Source organism: Xaviernesmea oryzae (assembly GCF_900109605.1).
In the GTDB taxonomy this organism is placed as follows: domain Bacteria; phylum Pseudomonadota; class Alphaproteobacteria; order Rhizobiales; family Rhizobiaceae; genus Xaviernesmea; species Xaviernesmea oryzae.
Genome location: NZ_FOAM01000025.1, coordinates 1 through 16,565, shown reverse-complemented (window position 1 = coordinate 16,565; position 16,565 = coordinate 1). Strand labels below are relative to the sequence as shown.

Below are 16,565 nucleotides of genomic sequence, written 5' to 3'. Positions count from 1 at the left end.
TGATCAACGCGATCCGGGCTTGGATTCATTTGCCGGATCGTGGATCTCTTCAAGCATCGCTTTTTCCAGCGAAACGACTGCATCAATGAACTCCGGAAAAATCGCATTAATCAGGTCAAAATTTGCGGCAACCTTTTCAGGTTTTAAGTCGAACCCGTATTTATGGCGCACCAGATGTCTAAATGCCTTGAGTTCGAATAGATGGTCGTAGAGGCTGAGGTTCAGAAGTGCAGGTCGTCGTCCATTGATAGCCGCAGCCATTTGATCAAGGATATCCTGATGTGCGGATCCGCCTGTCGGGACATAGTCATCCACATCCCTGGCGATGCTAAGCAGAATATCTTCTATTCCGTTATAGACGTTATGAATCCCAGCAGCGACCGCAGATACCGCGCCCCAATCCCCTGCCAAAACCTCATGTGAGTGGGCCTCGTAATAATGCGCCATCTGCGCGAGCTCTCGCTCGGTGCGCGCGATCCTTGGGGAAAGCTTCGCGAATTCTGCCAGGCTAAAGACCGTCATTCAGGAACTCCCGCAGGCGATCTTCAGTCAGATCATCCTCGAAAATCAAATCATACGGCATGGCAAAGGGCCGCATGCTTTCTGCCACCAACCGCTCGATGACGATCCTAGATTTGCGATCATGTGCACCGCGCGCAAGAAGATCCACATCCGAATGGGCACGAAAATCGCCGCGCGCGAATGAGCCGATCACCGTCAGGTCGAAGCCTTGCGATTGTGCGGCATGCAGCACATGCGCCACAGCCTGTGAGGCCTCGGCGTGACGCTTCGCATATGCGCGCGCGTTCAGATGCTCCATCCTGTTCATGCGTCGTCCCTGTGCTGCCAGCCACTCTGGTCGAGCAAGCCTACACTATACGATCCGTCTGCCGGCCGGAAGCGCGCCCCTCGTCTACCAGTCCACGCCGCCCGGCTCATGCGCCCCAACGTGCCTCCGCCAAGTCGATTTCGCGGATGAGCTTGCGAGCGATATCGTCGGGCAGGCGGCGGGCGCGGCTGGCCTTGAAGATCGCCTCGCGCTCGGCGCGAATGGCTGTCAGGCGCAGTTGGCGCTCTGCCGCTTCCATCCGGCGCAACTCCTCCGCCTCGCTGCCGGTCTTGGTGCGGCCTTCGATGCGCTGCCGATAGATTTCCAACAGCCGCGCGCCGATTTCCGCATCCGTCTCGCGCGCGCCGTCGGCTTGTTCCATTCGGGCTTCCAGCGCGCGGATTGCCGCCTCGGCCGCCTCGATGCGGGCCGCATCCTCCTTGGTCGCTTCTTCGGTTTCCGGCGGAAGCTCCAGGTTCTTCAAAAGCGGCGGCAGACCGACGCTGGCTGCCACCAGCGAAACGATGATGACGCCGGCGGCCAGAAAGATTGCCAGATCCCGTGCGGGGAAAGGCGCGCCATCGGGCATGGCGAGCGGCAGTGTCAGGATGCCGGACAGCGTGATGGCGCCGCGCGCGCCGGCAAGCGAGGTGGCGATCACCAGCCGGCGATGCGGACGCGGCGGCGTCAGACCCTTTTGCGCCGCGCGATAGAGCGTCAGCCGCAGCGAGACCCAGACCCAGGAGACGCGCAGGATGCCGAGCGCCAGATTGATCGCCACCACATAGACCACCAGCCACAGTGGATCGTGATGGCCTGTTTCGCGCACCACCTCTGCCGCACCGGCGACAATGCCGGGCAGCTGCTCGCCGAGAATGACGAAGATGACGCCGTTCAGCGCAAATTGCACCGTGTCCCAGACGACGCTGCGGCGCACCCGCGTCGCCGCCATCACCTGGCCGCGCTGTTCGACATAGCTCATGGTGATGCCCGCTGCCACAGCCGCGAGAATGCCGGAGCAGCCGAGATGCTCGGCCAGGAGATAGGCGGCGAAGGGGATCAGCAGGCTGATGAGAATCTGCACGCTGGTATCTTCGCCGATCCGGCGGGAGACGGCGTCCTTGGCCACCATCACCGCCCAGGTGACAGCGATGCCGATGGCCACGCCGCCCAGCGCCAGCCAGACGAAGGTGCCGAGCGCGGCGGTGAGCGAGAAGCTACCGGTGAGCGCCGCAGCCACGGCAAAGCGCATGCAGACCAAGCCGGAAGCATCGTTGAGCAGGGATTCGCCTTCCAGAATATGCATGAGCCGCTTGGGCACGGGTACCCGCGCGGCAATGGCCGAGACGGCAATGGGATCGGTGGGAGAGAGGATGGCGGCCAGCGCGAAGGCCACCGGCAGCGGCATGGACGGAATCATCAGATGGATGAACAGGCCGACACCCAGCACCGTGAAGACCACCAGCCCCAGTGCCAGCTCCAGGATCACGCCTTTGTCGCGAAACAGACCTTCCTTGGGAATGCGCCAGCCATCGAGAAACAGAAGCGGCGGCAGGAAGAGCAGGAAGAACACCTCCGGCTCCAGCGTGATGCTCGATCCCGTGCCGACCGAAATCGCTGCGCCAAGCGCGATCTGGACGAGCGGCGCCGGCACGCCGACAGGCGAAAGCCGCACCAGCATGCTGCTGACGACGACCGCCAGAAGCAGGACCAAGACGATGGCGATGCTTTCCATGAGACCTCCGCGATGAGAACAGGCGCCTGCCCAACGGCCCAGACCGGCCTTGGTTTGAAAAGACTACCTGCGCTTTGCCATGACGGCCGGCCTTTGTCAGCGTCGATGGCAGGGCGCACAGTGCGAAAGCAGCGACGACGGAGACGAACGTTCTGCAGATGAGGCGCCAAAATGGCTCAAAAACGCTCACGCGGCAGATTTTTGCTGCATTGCAACTTTCTCGCGTTAGCATAGCCTTTTACGCGCGCTCAAACGGGTCGCGCACGTCGATCTTTGCTATAGGGCCGCATGGGGTCCGGCGCATGGCAGGCGAGGTGAGCAAGATTTCGCCTGCATCCGGTGCCATGCTGGCAGGCGCGCGCGGCAAAGTCGGCAGGCGGAAAGCGGTGGGTGGGACGACGAATGGCCGGGACAAACAAGGTGACGCAGACGGTATCCCGGGAGAGCGGCCGGCTGGATGATCCGTTTCTGACGCAATATTCGATCGACGCCATCACCGACATGATCATCTGGGTGAATGAGGAAGGACGCTATGTCTTCTTCAACAAGGCGGCGACGCGGCTTCTCGGTTATCCGGCCGACGAGCTGTTGAACCTCCGGGTCTATGATATCGATCCGGATGTCGATCTCGTGCGATGGCGGGCGCACTGGGCGGAGCTGAAGCGCAAGGGTTCCCTGACGCTGGAATCCACCAACCGCGCCCGGGACGGAGCCTTGGTGCCGATCGAGATCCTGGCGAATTTCGTTGTCTACCGCGGCGTCGAATATAATTGCGCCGTTGTGCGCGATATCACCGAGCGCAAGCGCGTCGAGGCGGAGCTGCGCGCGCTTAACGAGCGCGTCTTTCATCTGAGCATGACCGATGCGCTGACCGGCATCGCCAACCGCCGCAGCTTCGACGAGCGGCTGGCGATGCAGATGTCGCGGCTCAATGATCCGCGGCTGGCCCTGATGCTGCTGGACATCGACCATTTCAAGGCCTTCAACGATGCCTATGGCCATCCCCAGGGCGATGCCTGCCTGCGCAGCGTGGCAACCGCTATCGACAGGACCGTGCGCGGGGCCGGCGGTTTTGCAGCCCGCTTCGGCGGCGAGGAGTTCGCCTGCATTCTGCCTGGCCTTGAGGAGGCGGAGGCCTTTGCGCTTGCCGAGCGTGTGCGACAGTCGGTGCTGTCGCTGGCCATCGTCCATGGGGCACTGCCGGGATTGGCGGAGTGGGACGGGCAAGCGGGAGGCGCCATGCCCGATATGGCTAACAGGGCGCCACCGCCCGGTCATCCAGAGTCCAGTCCCTTGCTGCCCGGATTTGTCACCGTCAGTCTCGGCATCGTCTTCGCCGAACCCTGCGCCGGCTTGAGCGCGGGCGAGCTTTTGATGCAGGCCGACGTCAATCTCTACCGCGCCAAGCGCGAGGGGCGGAACCGCTTAGTCTTCACCCGTCTCTAGATCTGCGGCATCGAAGAGCCGTCTTGCCTGATCCTTCGCCGTTGCCCGCCCTTGCCTTTTGCGCGCCCGGCATTGTAAGCCGCCATCGGCTTTTTAGATTTTTCTGAGAAAGGACTGCGCCATGGCGGCCGATGATGATGACTATGTCTATGACGAGGCGACTGGCGACTGGCGGCCGAAATCCGAGCTAGCGGCGGCGGCCGCAGCGGCATCCGAAGTGCGTGATGCGGCCGGCAATGTGCTGGTTGACGGCGATTCCGTGACGCTGATCAAGGACCTCAAGGTGAAGGGCGCCAACCAGACCCTGAAGCAGGGAACGGTGATCCGCTCGATCCGCCTCACCGACAATCCCGAGGAAATCGACTGCCGTCACGATGCCATCAAGGGCTTGGTGCTGCGGACGGAATTCGTGCGCAAGCGATAGCGTCTTGTGCCGCTGGTCGCGTCACTTGGCGACCAGCATGGCGCTTGCGCGCCTGCTACCCTTCCTGAATTGTGACCGGCTTAGGCACATAATCGACATTCGGTTTCCCCGGCCGATCTCCGCCTCGGCTGCGGGAAAAAACCTGTCTCAGAACAGGCGTTATTTTCCCGCGCGGGCTGCGGCCATATCGAGCGACGCCATGGCGAGGCGGGCCGGGTCGCTGCCGTTTTCTTCAGACGACAGCACCATGCGGCCCTTGGCGCGCTCGTCCACCGCCCAGTTGAACAGCGTAATCGCGTCGCGGGCGATATCCGTTACTTTGGCCTTGTTGCCGAGACGCGCCTGAATCTTGGCAACCACCTCATCCGGTATCTGCAGCCGAAGCTCAGCCATGACCTTTTTCCTCCGCCAGGCCCGATACGAGTCCCGAAAACATCCATTTTCGGTCCAGTCATGAGAGAGTGCGGGGGTTTCCATGGGAAAATCAAGTCTACGGCATGTATTTTTTCGGACTATGAGCAGAAAATTAAGAGCTGCTTTTTGCGGATGCTGATGACACCAGATGGAAAGGCTTGAAAAGACTGAGGACTTGCGTTCGCCAATCCCGCAGCATCCAGCCTTCACCGATCGCTGACGGCGGCGCGCGGATTGGCCCAGGGTTCCTGGTTGGAGCGTGGCAGCGGTGATTTGCCGAGAATATGGTCCGCCGCCTTCTCGCCGGTCATGATCGAGGGGCCGTTGAGATTGCCGTAGGTCACGTGGGGGAAGATCGACGAGTCGGCCACGCGCAGGCCCTCGACCCCGATCACCCGGCATTCCGGATCGACCACGGCCATGGGGTCATCGGCCCTGCCCATGCGGCAGGTGCCGCAGGGGTGATAGGCGCTTTCCAGATGCTCGCGCAGGAAGGCGTCGATCTGCTCATCCGTGCGCACGGCCTCGCCCGGCTGGATCTCGGGGCCGCGAAAGGCGTCGAAGGCCTTCTGGCCGAAGATCTCGCGCGTCAGCCGCACGCAATGGCGGAATTTCTGCCAGTCTTCCGGATGGCTCATATAGTTGAAGCGGATCACCGGATCGGCCGAAGGTTCGGGTGAGCGCAGCGTGACATTGCCCCGCGATTTCGACAGGTTGTAGCCGACATGGACCTGGAAGCCGTGGCTCTTGGCCGCTGCCTTGCCATCATAGGAAATCGCCACTGGCAGGAAGTGATATTGAATGTCGGGCTGCCTCAGCCCGGGTGCCGAGCGCAGGAAAGCGCAGGCCTCGAACTGGTTGGAGGCGCCCAGCCCCCCCTTGGACAGGAGCCATTGCGCGCCGGCCACCCCCTGCCAGAACCAGGGAAGCCAGGAATAGAGCGAGACCGGCTTGGTCGAGACCTGCTGGAAATAAAATTCCATATGGTCCTGCAGATTGGCGCCGACGCCGGGCCGGTCTGCGATCACGGGAATGCCCATGGCCTGAAGATGGGCCGCCGGGCCGATGCCGGAGAGCATCAGAAGCTTCGGCGAATTGAAAGAGGAGGCAGAGACGATCACCTCGCGTCGGGCGCGGATGGTCTTGAGATCCTTGCCCTGGCGGATCTCGACGCCCTTGGCCACACCGTTCTCGATGACGATCCGCTCGGCCAGCCCGTGGACCACCTCGACATTGCCGCGCTTCAGCGCCGGGCGCAGATAGGCATTGGCCGCTGACCAGCGTTGGCCCTTGTAGATCGTCTGCTCCATCAGGCCGAAGCCTTCCTGCTTGGAGCCGTTATAATCGGCGGTCTCCTCGAAGCCGGCCTGCTTTCCCGCCTCGATGAAGGCATGGAACAGCGGGTTTTTCACCGGCCCGCGCTGCACATGCAGCGGCCCATCGGTGCCACGCCAGCCCTCCTCGCCGCCGTGGGAGGTTTCCATCCGCTTGAAATAGGGCAGCACATCGGCATAGGCCCAGCCGCTGGCGCCGAGCGCCTCCCAGCGATTGTAGTCCTCGGCATGGCCGCGCACATAGACGAGCCCGTTGATCGAGGAGGAACCGCCCAGCACCTTGCCGCGCGGCGCGGTGATGCGGCGGTTGTTCAGATGCGGCTCGGGCTCCGAGAGATAGCCCCAATTGTAGCGCTTCATGCTCATTGGCCAGGCGAGTGCGGCCGGCATCTGGATGAAGGGCCCGAAATCCGACCCGCCTGCTTCGATGACGATCACCTTGTGCCGCCCATCTTCCGAGAGACGGTAAGCAATCGCCGAGCCCGCCGAGCCGGAGCCGACAATGACGAAATCCGCTTCTGTGGTCATGATCTTCATTCCCTCATATGCTAATGGAGGCGGCGGGCGGATGGAGAGGTTTTGAAATGGCCGGTGACAACGTCTTGAACGGGATCGACATTCGAAGGGTGACGATCGACGGCAAAGCCTATGTTCAGATCGGCGAGGAAGATTTCGAGGATCTGATCGATGGCTTGCAAGCCGATGTGATTCTCGCCCGCATTGCTGCTGGCGAGGAAACCTGGCCGCATGAGCTTGTTGTGGAGCTGATGAACACCGACAGCCCCATCCGCACCTATCGCACCTATCGCAACCTCACCGTTTCCGAGCTTGCCGCCGCCGCCGGCATCTCGCAGCCCTATCTGTCGGAGATCGAGGCGGGCAAGAAAACCGGCTCGGTCGACGTGCTCAAGCGTATCGCCGGCGTGTTGAAGGTCGATCTGGACGATCTCGTGGTCGAGCGCGACGCCCATCAATAGGGCGCCTCGACCTTGCCCATGCCTACATAGACGGTCTTCAGCTCGCTATAATGCTCCAGCGCGGCCAGCGCGTTCTCGCGGCCGAAGCCGGATTGCTTGGAGCCGCCGAAGGGGATTTCCACCGGGCAGAGATTATAGCTGTTGATCCAGAGCGTGCCGGCTTCCAGCCGGTCGGCCATGCGATGGGCGCGCGTCATGTCGGCGGTGAAGACGCCGGCTGCGAGGCCGAATTCGCTGGCATTGGCGCGCGCCAGCACCTCGTCCTCCTGCTCGAAGTCCAGCACGCACATGACAGGGCCGAAGATCTCCTCGCGCGCGATGGTCATGGTGTCGGTGACGTCGGCAAAAACGGTCGGCTGGATATAGGTGCCTTCGCCCGGCACATGGTTGGGGATCCCGCCGCCGGTGACAAGCCGCGCGCCTTCGGCTTGGCCCTTGGCGATATAGTCGAGCACCTTGGCGCGCTGGGCCGCCGAGACCATCGGCCCGAGCTGGGTGGCCTCATCGAGCGGGTCGCCGATCTTGATCGCCTCGGTGCGGGCCTTCAGCCTGTCGAGGAAAGGCTCCTTGATCGCCTTGTGAACGAAGACACGCGTGCCGTTGGAGCAGACCTGGCCGGTGGAGTAAAAATTGCCGAGCATGGCGCCGCCGATGGCGGAATCGAGATCGGCATCGTCGAAGACGATCAGCGGCGACTTGCCGCCAAGCTCCATCGTCACATGCTTCAAATGGCCGGCGGCGGCCGCCGCCACCTTGCGCCCTGTCGGCACCGAGCCGGTGAGCGAGACCTTGGCGACATCGGGATGTTCCACCAGAAGCGGCCCGGTGGTCCGGTCGCCCTGGATGACGTTGAACACGCCCTTGGGCAGGCCGGCTTCGATCAGGATCTCGGCGATCTTCAAGGCGCCGAGCGGGGTGTTTTCCGAGGGCTTGAACACCATGGCATTGCCGGCCACCAGCGCCGGCGCGCCCTTCCAGCAGGCGATCTGCTGTGGATAGTTCCAGGCGCCGATGCCGACGCAGACGCCGAGCGGCACGCGCTTGGTATAGGCGAAATCCGCCCCCAGCGGGATATGGCTGCCATTGAGACCGACGGCGGCGATGCCGCCGAAGAATTCGAAGGCGTCTGCCCCGGAGGTCGGGTCGGCGACGATGGTTTCCTGGATCGGCTTGCCGGTGTCGAGCGTTTCCAGCTCTGAAAGCTCGCGGTTGCGCGCGCGCATGATCTCGGCGGCGCGCTTCAGGATGCGCCCGCGCGCCGTCGGGCTCATCGCCGCCCAGTCCTTCTGCGCTCGCTTGGCGGCGGCGACCGCCTGTTCCACGATCGCCGGTGTCGCGGCATGCAGCCTCGCGATCACCTCGCCGGTGGCCGGATAGATGCTTTCGAAGGCGGTGCCGGCAGCGTCCTCGACATAGGCGCCGTCAATGAAGTGGGAGGCGGGCGGTTGGGCTCTCATCGGGTCATTCCCCTCGCGGATAGCGTTTGGAGTCCTCGAGATTGTCGAGGTTCATATGGTTGCGCATGTAGCGTTCGGAAGCTTTCTGGAGCGGCTGGTGGTCCCAGGGGTAATAGGCGCCGTTTCGAAGCGCCTCATAGACCACCCAGCGCCGCGCCTGGCTTTCGCGTACGGCAGCATCGAAGGCCTCCATGTCCCAGCGCGCCTCGCGCATCTGGCGGAAGGCTTCCAGTGTCGCGATGCTGACGCTGTCGGGCGGATCGAGCGCGAGATTGGTCAGCTCCAGCGGATCGGCCTCAAGGTCGAAGAGCTGGTCGGGATCGAGCGCGCAGTGGGTGTATTTCCACTTGCCCTCGCGGATCGCCACCATCGGCGCATAAGAGGCTTCGGCCGCATATTCCATCAGGACAGGGGCGGTGCGTTCGGCCGCGCCTGAGATCACCGGCAGCAGGCTCTCGCCATCGGTCCAGGGCATGATCTCGTCCATCGAAATGCCGGCGAGATCGCAGAGCGTCGGCGTCACGTCGAGATTGGAGACGGGTGCCTTGTGCAAGCCCGTCGCCACACCGGGACCTGCGATCATCAAGGGCACGCGGGCCGAGCCTTCGAAGAAGTTCATCTTGAACCACAGTCCGCGCTCGCCCAGCATGTCGCCGTGATCGGAGCAGAAGAGGATCAGCGTGTCGTCCAGCATCCTGGTCCGCGTCAAGGTGTCGATCAGCTCGCCGACCTTCTCGTCCAGATAGGAGATATTGGCGAAATAGGCGCGGCGGGAGCGGCGGACGTTTTCGGCCGAAATGTCGAAGCTGGCATAGTCGCAGGAGGCGAGGATGCGCCGGGAATGCGGGTCTTGCTCGGCGAGCATGCCGATCTCGGGCTCCAGATGGGCGCAGTCCTCATAGAGATTCCAGAATTTGCGCCGGGCGACATAAGGGTCATGCGGATGAGTGAAGGAGGCGACGAGGCACCAGGGGCGGCGGCCTGGGTCGTCGTTCTCGCGTGCAAGATGGTAGAGCTTCTGATTGGCGAGGAAGGCGACCTCGTCGTCATATTCCATCTGGTTGGTGATCTCGGCCACGCCGGCGCCTGTTACCGACCCCATATTGTGATACCACCAGTCGATCCGCTCGCCGGGCTTGCGATAATCGGGCGTCCAGCCGAAATCGGCCGGATAGATATCAGTGGTCAGCCGCTCCTCGAAGCCATGCAGCTGATCCGGCCCGACGAAATGCATCTTGCCCGACAGCGCGGTGTAATAGCCGGCGCGGCGCAGGTGATGGGCGAAGGTCGGGATGGAAGAGACATATTCGGCGGCATTGTCATAGACGCGCGTGCGGCTCGGCAATTGCCCAGCCATGAAGGAGGCACGCGCCGGTGCGCAGAGCGGCGACGAGGTGTAATTATTGGCAAAGCGGGCCGAGCGCGCCGCCAGCTCTTTGAGATGCGGTGCGTACAGGAAATCGGCCGGTCCATCGGGGAAGAACGTGCCGTTGAGCTGGTCGACCATGATGATCAGGATATTGGGCTTGGCGCTCACCGGATGTCTCTTTCTCTTGCGGTCTCATATGGGTGGTGTGCGGACGGGGACAGTGTGGCGAGCTGGCGGCTGACATGGTCCTCCACCAGGGCGACGCAGGCCTCGGCGCCCAGCGGCGCGGCGCCGAGAGCTTGCCGCAAATAGAGCCCGTCGATCATCGCAGCCGCGCCCTCGGCGATCCGGGCTGCGTCATCCCTGCCGCCAAGCGCGCGCAGCGCATCGATGAGGTTTGAGCGCAGGCGTCTGGCATAGAGCGTCAAGAGCCGGCGCAACGGCTGGGAGCGCTGCGCCTCGCTGTAGAAGGCGAGCCAAGCCGCCACTGTTTCCGGTTGAAATTGGTCTGCCTGGAAGCTGACGCGGATCAGGATGGACAGTCGCGCGCGCGGCCCGTTGGCAGCTTTAAGCTGCGCCACCACGTCCTGATGTAACCGGCTCAGGAGCATGCGCATGGTGGCGATCAGCAATTCGTCTTTGGAGCCGAAATAATGATGGGCAAGCGCCGGCGAAACGCCGGCCTGCCGGGCGATCACCGACATGGTCACTCCAAGCGAACCATGATCGGCAATCGCGCGCAGCGCGGCATCGGTCAGCGCTTGGCGACGTATGGGCTCCATTCCGATCTTCGGCATGCGGCCTCTTGGCTTACGGGTTGGGTCGGGCGAAAGCCGCTCATGCGGCTCGTCCGGGCTTATTGGTCAGCGTAGGAAAGGCGCGGCCTTCATCGTCTCGGGGATCGGCACGCCAAGTCGCGACAGCACCGTCGGCGCCAGCTGCAGCTGGTCGAGCAGCGTATCGGCTTCGGGCCCCTCGCCGCCGCCGAACCAGTAGAAGGCCACGTCCTGCATCTCTGGATCGCGCCCGCCATGATGGCCGCGATCGGTCTGGCCGTGGTCGGCGGTGACGATCACCTCATAGCCCCCCTTTCGCCAGCGCGGCAGGAACTGGGCGAGCTGCGCGTCGATGGTGAAGCAGGCGCCGTCCATCTCCGTGCAGTCATGGCCGTAGCGGTGGCCCATGCTGTCGAGCGTGCAGGTGTGGAGGATGCCGTAATCGATGCCGAAGCGCTCGGTCATCATCGTCAAGGTGGCGAAGAGATCGAGATCGCTTGGGGTCATCTGGTTCTGGTGGTTGTAGCCGGCCATGGTGTGGAAGCGGCCGTGATGGATCGGGCCCTCGGCTTCGTCATAGTCGAGATCGCGCACGGGGTCGAAGGGCGCGCGCTGGAAAAAGGTCGACCAGAAGGAGTGCGTCACCGCGCCCGTCTCGCCGCCGGCCTTGGCAACCTCGGAGAAGATGTCCGGCTGCGAAACACGAAACAGCATCTCGTTGGACAGCACGCCATGGACCTGCGGCGTCACGCCTGTGTGGATCGAGGCATAGCAGGAGGCCGAGGTCGAGGGCAGCACCGAGCGCATGCGCCAGACACGGGCCTCGCCCGCCTGAACCCAGCCTTCGAGATTGCCCATGAGGCGGCGGGCATTGCGCCAGGGCTGGCCGTCGAGAATGATCAGAAGAAGCTTGCGGGCAAGAGGCATGGCAAATCCATTTCAAAAAGAGGCTTGTTCGCCGTCGCGACAAAACCCGACCGAACACCTGTTCCGATCGGATTCGACCCTTACGGCGCTCCGATGTCATGGCCATGTCATGGCCGGATCAGAGACCTCAGGATCAGCCCAATCAAGGATACTCTTGTATTTTTGATTGACTGCACAATCAACAAAAATCACCGCGCGATGCGGTTCGACACAAGCGACACCTGAGAGCGTCGCATGGCTCGCCTGCGTTGATGAAGCAGCGCAAAATTTTTGCTAAAATACGTTTGTAATCATCATGGAACTGTCATATTCGCGTAAGCCTTCGTTGAGGCCGAGGATCTACCGTTTCGCCAACTGTTTGAAGCCCTTTCCTCCGCAGAAGGCGTTTTCTCATGTCTCCGTCTCTCAGCCGGCCCCTCTTGGTCGACCCGGTCCGTCCAGACGAAATTCTGTCCCTTGCCAAGCTTGCCTTACAGCCGGCCTTTCAGCCGATTGCCGAGGCCGCAACCGGCCTCGTCTTCGGCTATGAATCGCTGATGCGCGGGCATGACAGGCTGGGTTTTCACTCGCCGCACGATCTTCTCGACCGTGCCGAGGCTGAGGGGCAGTTGCTGCCGCTTGAGCAGATGGTGGCCAGCCGGGCGCTTGCCATCTTTGCCGATCTCACCGATTTTTCCACGCGTACGCTGTTTCTCAATGTCGACAGCCGCATGGCCGGCGACCTCGTGATTTTCGCCCAGCGCCTGTCCGCCAGCCTGGCGGCAGCCCTTATCCCGGCTTCTGCGATCTGCTTCGAAATGTCAGAGCGTTTCGATCATTTTGCCGGCGGGGCCGATCTCGCGGCGGATTTCCGCAGGCTCAACAGCATGGGCTTCAAGCTGGCGATCGACGATTTCGGCGTCGGCTTCAACGGCATGAAGCTGCTCTGCGACCTGCCGGTCGATTATATCAAGATCGACCGCTATTTCGTCAGCGAGATCGAGCGCAACGCGCGCAAGCGCCACGTGCTGCGCCAGCTGGTCAACGCCTCCCACAGGCTGGGCACGCGGGTGATTGCGGAGGGCGTGGAAAACGAAGCGGAATTCCTGATCTGCCGCGATCTCGGCTGCGATCTGGTTCAGGGCTACTACGTGGCGCGGCCCACCAGCGACCCCATGAGCCTGCAGACTTCCTATCCGCATCTGGAGCAGGCCGGGCGGCGGCGCGTGGCAAACGGCACGCTGGACTCGGTGTTGATCCGCCAGCAGGTCGAGGCCGTGCCCACCGTTCTGGAAAACGAAGGGCTCGACGCCGTGTTCGACTTCTTCCGCCAGTCGCCCGAGCGCAGCTTCGTGCCGGTCACGAATGCCAATGGCGAGCCGCGCGGCATTCTGCACGAGCATTATTTGAAGGAAATGATCTACCACCCCTTCGGCCGCGATCTCCTGCAGAACAAGCTCTATCGCCGTACGGTGCGCGATTTCGTCATGCCGGCGCCGATTGCGGATCTGGACATGCCGACCGAGGAGATCCTGCGCGCCTTTGCCGATATGGATGGCAGCGATTGCGTGATCCTGACCGAGAATATGCGCTATGTCGGCATCCTCTCGGCCTCCGCGCTCCTGCGCATTCTGCATGAAAAGCAGCTGAAACATGCCCAGGAGGAAAACCCGCTGACCGGCCTGCCGGGCAACCGGGCGATCCGCGATTATATCCAGACCCTGGTGCAGGATGGCGACGAGGAACGCTTCGTCTGCTATTGCGACTTCGACAATTTCAAGCCCTATAATGATGCCTATGGCTTTCAAAAGGGCGACTTGGCCATCACGCTCTTTGCCGCGCTGATGCGCCGTCACTTCATCGGCGAGGGTACCTTCATCGCCCATGTCGGCGGCGACGATTTCTTCGTCGGCGTGCGCGGCATGCGGCGCGCGGACCTGGAAGTGACATTGACCCGGCTTCTCGCGGACTTCACCGGCGATGTGCGCCAGCTCTACGGCAGTCAGGACCTCGCCAATGGCGGCATTCAGGGCACCGCCCGCGACGGCTCGCCCGCCCGTTTCCCCCTGATGCGCTGCTCCATCGCCGTGCTGATGCTGCCGCGCGGCCAGGTTTTCTCCCACGCCCAGCCCATCAGCATGCGCATCGCCAAGGCGAAGAAGCACGCCAAGTCGAGCGTGACCGGCTTGGTCTTCGACACGGTCGATGGCGGAATTGTCGCTTGAGGCAGTAAGAGCAGTTTCGGCCGAAGCGGAGTCGCTTTGGCGTCAGACAACGCGGAAAAACAAACTTACTGAGCATCTGCTCTGACGCCCTGTTCGTTGGATATTCTCTAGGCTGGCTCGGGCGGCCATTCTGCGATAACGCCAATGGGTAGCCAGGGGTTTCGGTTGAGCTACCTTCGAGGTTCATCAACCGCGGAATGTTCGACCACTGTCGAATTAGGCACGATCAATGGCTCACTAGAAGCCATGCGACCGGTTAACATGGCTAGGTCATTGGCCAGGATTGGTCACCGAGCTGCGGAATGTGTCACTAAAAGCGTTGACATGGAAGGAGTGGCACGCGATAGGACTTGCGAATACATCAGCGGGCGGGCAGTGACATTGGAGATAGTAAAAAAGCTCAATGGTCATTCGGGGTGTCAAGTAGATCTTTGCCGGGATGGTGCGAATTACTTCATTCGCAAGTCTTCGGGAAGTGCTTCCTACGGGCCGCGATTAATGCGTCAGGTTGAGAAACAGCAGCGACTTAGAAAAATCATACCAGTCCCGCAGGTCGTCCGCTGCTATTTCGATAAAAATCCGATCTCTTATGATATGGAGTTCATCCAAGGGCTAGATTTCCGACAGGCATGTCTCTCCAAGCCTATGTCCTGGATCAACGTTTTCGTCGAGTGCATGTGCACCCATTTCAAGGCTCTCGAAGGTGCGGCCGTTAAGGCAGATCTTCAATCGGCTTTCAAAAGCAAACTCGTTTCACTGCAAGATGTCCTTTATGCGCATCAGGCCGGTAAGGTCCGTGCATTGATTCCAGTGCTCGAAGCCTTACTAGCCTACGACTTTTCCCGCTTGCCAGCCACGGCAAGTCATGGGGATCTGACGCTGGAAAACATTATCTTCAAAGGTGACGGAGACGTGGTTTTCATCGACGTCCTGGACGGAGACTTGGAAAGTTTCTGGATGGACATCGCCAAGATAACCTATGACCTTGAGATTGCATGGTCGCTTCGTTCATCGTTGTGGCAGTCGGATCATTCGCCGGATGATCGGCTTCTACGCATGCTTAGCCGATATCTATCGGAGGAGCTGGGCATGGTAATCGCGCAGAAATTTCCTGAGGCGGTGCCGCATCTGCCTGCCCTGAAAGCCATTCAAGCTTTGCGCGTGCTCCCGTATAGCCATAATGAGCAAACCATCGACAAACTGGCGAGCTATGTCGCCAAACTTCCAATTCCAGTCTAAGGCTGTTGCTATGACGAACGGAACTGTTCTTCTTCCCATTGCGGGCCGATCATCTCGTTTTCCGGGGACGCGGCCGAAATGGTTGCTAACGGCGCCTAGTGGCGAGCTGATGCTGGAACGCGCACTTCGCTCAATTCCTGATTATGCAAACCATCGGATTGTCGTTGGGGCCCTGCGCGAGCATCTTCGCAACGCGGGCGGGGCGGAAGCAATTGAGCGGGCGCTTGGCGACATTGTCGAAATAGTCGAATTCGAAGACGTGACAGCCGGGCCGGCTGCAACCGTCGCCGAGATGATCAAGAGAGCGTCGGTCACTGGCCCTATCTTTATCAAGGATTGCGACAGCTGGTTTTCCCCTCCGGCAATTGTATTCGACAACAACATTAGCATCGTCGATCTACGAGATTTTCCAAATACACGGAATATTCCTGGCAAAAGCTTCGTCATCCTGAACGACAACCTCGTCGTTGAGGAGATCAGGGAGAAGTATATCTGCTCTCCCTATATCTCCGTTGGCGGCTACGGCTTCGCGCAGGCAAGTGAATATCTGTCCTTCTTCGAAAGGCTCGCGCTGGATCAATCGGATGCCGAACCGTTCATCTCGCATGTCATCTTAGAAGCAATCCATGCGGGATCGGTGTTCCGCGGCTCTCCTGTCGCCAGCTATTTCGACGTGGGGACGCTGGAAGCATGGAACGAGTTTAGAGAAAATGCCAACCTCTATCTCATGGATATTGACGGTGTCATCCTGAAGAATGCGGGACAATACACCGCACCACTTTGGGATGACGATGATGTGCCGCTTCAAGACAATGTTGATACGCTCAAGGCGCTGATCGCAAAGGGCGCGCAGATCGTGTTCATCACATCGCGTCCGGAAAAGTATCGTGCCAAAACCGAGGCGGCTTTGAAAGCATGCGGGCTGTCATGGCACGCGGCTGTCTTCGGTGTTTCACACAGCCGGCGGATTTTAGTAAACGACTTCGCACCATCTAACCCTTATCCATCCGCTGTTGCCGTGAATCTTATTCGGAATGGAAACGACTTAAAAAAATACCTTAAGTAGGGTCAAAATCTAAAGCGTGTCGCTGTAAACCATGATTCATGGTTCCAGTTTGTCTTGCTCTGTGATTCACTTTGCCCATGGAAGGAGATGCACCATGGGCAAGCCGCATCCGATCGAGTTGCGTGAGCGTGTCGTTGCGTTTGTGAATGAAGGGCATAGCAACCGTGAAGCCGCTCGGCATTTCCGGGTTTCGCCTCGGTTCGTCAACAATATGATGATGCTGCATCGGTCATCCGGTTCTCTGGCCGCGGCCAAGCAGGGCCACCCGCCTGGTGGTGGGAAGCTTATGGCCCATGGTGACTGGGTCCGCGAGCGGATGTCGGCCCATGGCGAAACGACTTTGGACGAACTGTGCGTTGCGCTTGCGG

The 16,565-nt window shown here is 61.1% G+C and carries 15 protein-coding genes and 1 pseudogene; 7 read left to right on the top strand and 9 right to left on the bottom strand.

Going from position 1 to position 16,565, the window contains the following annotated elements; genetic code table 11:
* Nucleotides 1-3 precede the first annotated feature (3 nt).
* From BMX61_RS22385 to BMX61_RS22375, 3 genes are all read right to left on the bottom strand, one after another.
* The gene (locus BMX61_RS22385) at nucleotides 4-522 is read right to left on the bottom strand and encodes a ribonuclease toxin HepT-like protein (RefSeq protein ID WP_234794790.1); all 519 of its coding nucleotides are present in this window, start codon (nucleotides 520-522) and stop codon (nucleotides 4-6) included.
* Nucleotides 509-820 (bottom strand): nucleotidyltransferase domain-containing protein, encoded by a 312-nt coding sequence (locus BMX61_RS22380; protein WP_234794789.1) that lies wholly within the window; start codon nucleotides 818-820, stop codon nucleotides 509-511. The genes BMX61_RS22385 and BMX61_RS22380 overlap by 14 nt, the downstream gene beginning before the upstream one ends.
* Nucleotides 821-935: 115 nt before the next feature.
* On the bottom strand, nucleotides 936-2,564 hold the full coding sequence (locus tag BMX61_RS22375; protein WP_075625438.1) for a Na+/H+ antiporter: 1,629 nt from the start codon (nucleotides 2,562-2,564) through the stop codon (nucleotides 936-938).
* A gap of 402 nt (nucleotides 2,565-2,966) precedes the next feature.
* Here BMX61_RS22375 and BMX61_RS22370 point away from each other — a divergent pair, with 402 nt between their 5' ends.
* Both BMX61_RS22370 and BMX61_RS22365 read left to right on the top strand, forming a co-directional pair.
* Nucleotides 2,967-4,010, top strand: a complete 1,044-nt coding sequence (locus BMX61_RS22370) for a GGDEF domain-containing protein (protein ID WP_083639178.1) — start codon at nucleotides 2,967-2,969, stop codon at nucleotides 4,008-4,010.
* A 121-nt stretch (nucleotides 4,011-4,131) separates the two neighbouring features.
* Nucleotides 4,132-4,434, top strand: coding sequence for an alkylphosphonate utilization protein (locus tag BMX61_RS22365; protein ID WP_075625439.1), 303 nt, complete (start codon nucleotides 4,132-4,134; stop codon nucleotides 4,432-4,434).
* A 159-nt stretch (nucleotides 4,435-4,593) separates the two neighbouring features.
* Here the strand turns inward: BMX61_RS22365 and BMX61_RS22360 are convergent, their stop codons facing one another.
* Nucleotides 4,594-4,827: a hypothetical protein gene (locus BMX61_RS22360; protein WP_075625440.1), complete on the bottom strand. Its 234-nt coding sequence runs from the start codon at nucleotides 4,825-4,827 to the stop codon at nucleotides 4,594-4,596.
* Between the two features lie 227 nt (nucleotides 4,828-5,054).
* Nucleotides 5,055-6,710, bottom strand: a complete 1,656-nt coding sequence (betA, locus tag BMX61_RS22355) for a choline dehydrogenase (protein ID WP_075625453.1) — start codon at nucleotides 6,708-6,710, stop codon at nucleotides 5,055-5,057.
* A gap of 56 nt (nucleotides 6,711-6,766) precedes the next feature.
* Here betA and BMX61_RS22350 point away from each other — a divergent pair, with 56 nt between their 5' ends.
* A complete protein-coding gene (locus BMX61_RS22350; protein WP_075625441.1) occupies nucleotides 6,767-7,159 on the top strand; it encodes a helix-turn-helix domain-containing protein in 393 nt (130 codons plus the stop codon).
* Here BMX61_RS22350 and betB read toward each other — a convergent pair.
* From betB to BMX61_RS22330, 4 genes are all read right to left on the bottom strand, one after another.
* The gene (gene betB, locus BMX61_RS22345) at nucleotides 7,153-8,616 is read right to left on the bottom strand and encodes a betaine-aldehyde dehydrogenase (protein ID WP_075625442.1); all 1,464 of its coding nucleotides are present in this window, start codon (nucleotides 8,614-8,616) and stop codon (nucleotides 7,153-7,155) included. The two genes, BMX61_RS22350 and betB, sit on opposite strands and share 7 nt — an antisense overlap.
* Nucleotides 8,617-8,620: 4 nt before the next feature.
* Complete coding sequence (gene betC / locus BMX61_RS22340; protein WP_075625443.1) at nucleotides 8,621-10,153, bottom strand: choline-sulfatase; 1,533 nt, start codon at nucleotides 10,151-10,153, stop codon at nucleotides 8,621-8,623.
* Nucleotides 10,150-10,782 (bottom strand): transcriptional regulator BetI, encoded by a 633-nt coding sequence (gene betI, locus BMX61_RS22335; RefSeq protein ID WP_075625444.1) that lies wholly within the window; start codon nucleotides 10,780-10,782, stop codon nucleotides 10,150-10,152. The genes betC and betI overlap by 4 nt, the downstream gene beginning before the upstream one ends.
* A gap of 66 nt (nucleotides 10,783-10,848) precedes the next feature.
* On the bottom strand, nucleotides 10,849-11,688 hold the full coding sequence (locus BMX61_RS22330) for an alkaline phosphatase family protein (protein ID WP_075625445.1): 840 nt from the start codon (nucleotides 11,686-11,688) through the stop codon (nucleotides 10,849-10,851).
* Nucleotides 11,689-12,080: 392 nt separating this feature from the next.
* Here BMX61_RS22330 and BMX61_RS22325 point away from each other — a divergent pair, with 392 nt between their 5' ends.
* From BMX61_RS22325 to BMX61_RS22310, 4 genes and pseudogenes are all read left to right on the top strand, one after another.
* Complete coding sequence (locus BMX61_RS22325) at nucleotides 12,081-13,892, top strand: bifunctional diguanylate cyclase/phosphodiesterase (RefSeq protein ID WP_075625446.1); 1,812 nt, start codon at nucleotides 12,081-12,083, stop codon at nucleotides 13,890-13,892.
* Nucleotides 13,893-14,216: 324 nt separating this feature from the next.
* A complete protein-coding gene (locus BMX61_RS22320) occupies nucleotides 14,217-15,131 on the top strand; it encodes a phosphotransferase family protein (RefSeq protein ID WP_139198990.1) in 915 nt (304 codons plus the stop codon).
* On the top strand, nucleotides 15,073-16,197 hold the full coding sequence (locus tag BMX61_RS22315) for an NTP transferase domain-containing protein (RefSeq protein WP_083639179.1): 1,125 nt from the start codon (nucleotides 15,073-15,075) through the stop codon (nucleotides 16,195-16,197). The genes BMX61_RS22320 and BMX61_RS22315 overlap by 59 nt, the downstream gene beginning before the upstream one ends.
* A 94-nt stretch (nucleotides 16,198-16,291) precedes the next feature.
* Nucleotides 16,292-16,565: pseudogene (locus tag BMX61_RS22310) on the top strand (IS630 family transposase); the annotation flags it as partial.